Annotated in this window: 3 protein-coding genes and 1 rRNA gene; 2 read left to right on the forward strand and 2 right to left on the reverse strand. The window is 67.8% G+C overall.

The features are described from left to right. Positions 1 to 84 (forward strand): 5S ribosomal RNA (rrf, locus tag ASF41_RS20395); the annotation flags it as partial. A 220-nt stretch (positions 85 to 304) separates the two neighbouring features. Here rrf and ASF41_RS25275 read toward each other — a convergent pair. Further along, the gene (locus ASF41_RS25275; protein ID WP_056496500.1) at positions 305 to 706 is read right to left on the reverse strand and encodes a hypothetical protein; all 402 of its coding nucleotides are present in this window, start codon (positions 704 to 706) and stop codon (positions 305 to 307) included. After that, entirely contained in the window at positions 703 to 1,395 is a 693-nt protein-coding gene (locus ASF41_RS20405; protein ID WP_056496504.1) for a ParA family protein, read from the reverse strand. The genes ASF41_RS25275 and ASF41_RS20405 overlap by 4 nt, the downstream gene beginning before the upstream one ends. Before the next feature lie 620 nt (positions 1,396 to 2,015). Between ASF41_RS20405 and ASF41_RS25280 the strand changes: the two genes are divergently transcribed. Then, positions 2,016 to 2,843 (forward strand): helix-turn-helix domain-containing protein, encoded by an 828-nt coding sequence (locus tag ASF41_RS25280; RefSeq protein WP_156653411.1) that lies wholly within the window; start codon positions 2,016 to 2,018, stop codon positions 2,841 to 2,843. Positions 2,844 to 3,163: the final 320 nt, after the last annotated feature.

Below are 3,163 nucleotides of genomic sequence, written 5' to 3' on the forward strand. Positions count from 1 at the left end.
ATCCCATCTCGAACTCGGCCGTTAAACGCACCAGCGCCCATGGTACTGTGTCTCAAGACACGGGAGAGTCGGTCGCCGCCAGACCTGCACAGAACAAGAGACACGCCCTCACAAACGATCGTCGCACCAGAAAGGCCGCCCTCCGGGGCGGCCTTTCTACGTTTCCAGCTCCTCGGTCAGTCGCGGCGTCCGTTGGACCATGGCCCTGCGGACATGGGCTTAGGGATCCTGCCGACGTCCGCAGGGTTCGGATCGGATCTGCGGACAGGCGGTCTTTCGGACAGGGTCCCTGCGGATCGCTCCCTTAGCGCAGGCGGCGTCCGTCCTTCGGGATGGCGGAGAGGTCGAAGGCGTAGCCCTTGGCCGCCAGGGCCTCGAGGACCAGGTACTTCACGGTCACCCGGCGATCGAGGGCCTCCTGCCGCAGGGCCGTCCAGACGGGATCCGGTACCTCGACCTTCAGGACCGTCGCCTTGGTCCGCCGCCTCGCGGAAGCCCGGATCTTCGGCGTCCGGACCGGACCGGTCTCAATGGTCTCGGCAGGCCGGGGCGTCTCGGGGACTCCTAGGGCGGCCGGCGGCTCCTGGGGGGCGCTCGAGGCCCGGGTGAAGCCGAGGTCGCTCGTCGCGGCCGCCAGCAGCCGGGCCTCCTCCGGACTCGTGTGCGGCCGTGGGCGGGGCGAGGGCAGGAACGGAGGCTTGCTCATCGTCCGGCTCCCGGCTGCTCGGCCAAGTCCTGCTGCGCGGCCTGCTGTTCGGCCAGGATGGCAAGGAGCTCGTTCAGGACGCCGCCCACCTCGGCGGCGGCCTTCGGGTCTCCGCCCGGCCCGGCCGGCGTCGACCCCGTGAAATGCATGGATTGGTACGCGGCCCGCTGGATCACCTCGGTCCGCAGCAGCGGGATGCCGGCGCCCTGGATCTCCTCCCGGGCATGCTGGGCGACGCGGTTCTGCAGGGGCGACATCTGGGTCAGGACCACCCGCGCGGGGATCGATCGGCGCAGCATGCGTTCGGCCCGCTGCACCACCTCGTAGGTCCGGAACACCTCCTGCAGGTCCATTCCCGAGATCTTGGTGGGGATCAGCACGAGGTCCGACTCGGCGATCGCGTAGGTGACGGCCTGCGAGGCGGCCCCCTCGAGGTCCACCAAGACGATCCCGTACCGCGTCGCCGCCTCCGCGATGCGGTCGAGGATGACGGTCTCCGTCACGCCCGAGATGACCGCGACGGTGGAGTCCGCCCCCGCGCGCGCGCGCCAGGCGCCCACATGCCCGTTCGGATCGGCATCGACGATGGCCACGCTTCCCCCCTGTCGGGCGAAGGCATCGGCCAGGCAGATCACGAGCGTCGTTTTCCCGACCCCGCCCTTCGTGGAGCAGACGCTGATGACCGCCATCGAAAAGGCTCCCCGGGCTCGTGGGCCCACATTCCCCAAGGTGCAAAACCCCGAGGGCCCCAATGCCCTAATGCCCTAATGCCCAAGAACCCGTAAACCCAATTGGGTTCTTGGGCAAAAGGACACTTGCCCATCTGTGTGAGATTTGCGCGTTGTCACAGAGCCTTACGACTCATCGCGTGTGTCAGTTCTGTCGGATAGACCGTCCATTTGGACCGTCGACGCTGTTTGGTTTTCCGAGGGGAACGCCTTCCCTCGGATCGGATGGCCCGGGGGATGAACGGGCGCCCCGGTCCCGGCGGGAAACACCGATCGGGTGCTGCTGCGGGACGACACAAGTCCCTGGTTTGACAGGAGACCCTCTCGCATGCCGAATGTGCGGTCTCGGTCCCTTGCTCGACCGGGGATTCGATCAAGGAACCGCCGCCACACCGCAGTAGGACCCTGAAACGACAACGGCCCCCCCGGTCGCCAAACCGGAAGGGCCGTCAAGTCGCAGAATGTGCCAGAGAACACCGAAGGTCTCTAGCACATCACAGCTCCCTCCAGGAGTCAATCGGGAATGTTCATTCTCGAGGCGATGTCGCTCGGCCCAATGCGGTCCCAACCCAGGGACCACCATGTCGTTCGATCACCTGCTCACTCTCGTTAACCATGTTCCCCTGGCTGCTCTGGACGCCCTGAGCCGCGATCTGTGGCGTGCGGCCGGGGAGGGCGCCCTGACGGAAGTCCAGGCCCAGGCCCTCGCCGAAGCCATCCACGGCCGCCGCAAACCGCGCGCCCAAGCCTCCGCCGTTTCCCTCGGAGGCCTCGCGGTCATCCCCCCTCGGACGCCCCCTGAGGCGGCTGTGGAGGCCCCGGGCGCGTCCTCAGGCCAGAACCCGAGCCGGGATCCGCGCCTCTGGTCCTATTTCCCCCCCAAGCGCTCCCAGCGCTCGCCCGACCGGGCCCGCTCACTGGAGCGCCGGCGGACCCTGGCGGCCACCGGGCCCCTGCCGCCGAAGCTCGCCTGCCGCTTCACCACGGGAGAATTGGCGGTCCTCAAGATCGTGGCCGACGCGTTCGTCGCCGGACGCCAGTGCACGCTCTCGATCCCCGAGATCGCCGCCCGAGCCGGTGTGGGCCAGACCAAGGCGCGCCTGGCCCTGCGGGTCGCCCAGAACCTCGGCCTGGTGTCGATCACGGAACGACGGGTCCAGTACCGTCCCAATCGCACCAACGTGGTTCGGATCGTTTCCCCGAGCTGGCTGGGCTGGCTGGCGCGCTGGAATCCCCGGAGCAAGCCCCCCAAGGCGCTCGCTGCGGAGCCTGCAGCCTTTCGGGGGCCTGGATCTCCCGGCCCTCAAGCCACGGGTACCGTGGAAGGGGGGGAGGGTTCACTTTTGAGAGGCCCACGGAATCAAGGGTTTACGAGAAGAGGAGGAAACGAGCGCGCAACCTGGGGGTGAGGAGCCGCTCCCGCCGAGCGGGCAGAGCTCCGAAGCTCCTGGCCTGCCTCAGGATCAGGGCCCGCGAACCCCCAAAAAGCACGCGCAACGCCAGGGTGAGCTCGTGTCGAGGTCACGCGATCAGGGCAGGATTTCCGGCCTCGTCAGAGCGCGACCTCGACACGGGGTCGCGTCCTATGTCTGCGTCCGGAGAGAACCAAACTGCGACATGTGCGTTTTCCCCGTTTCCGGCAGTTGACGGGTCTGGGAGTGATCCGTATACCCCGGTTCATCGGCGGGCGGCCAACGGGGTTGGCGGCTTGCTTTTGCATCTCCTGACG

The organism is Methylobacterium sp. Leaf111, from assembly GCF_001423285.1.
In the GTDB taxonomy this organism is placed as follows: Bacteria; Pseudomonadota; Alphaproteobacteria; order Rhizobiales; family Beijerinckiaceae; genus Methylobacterium.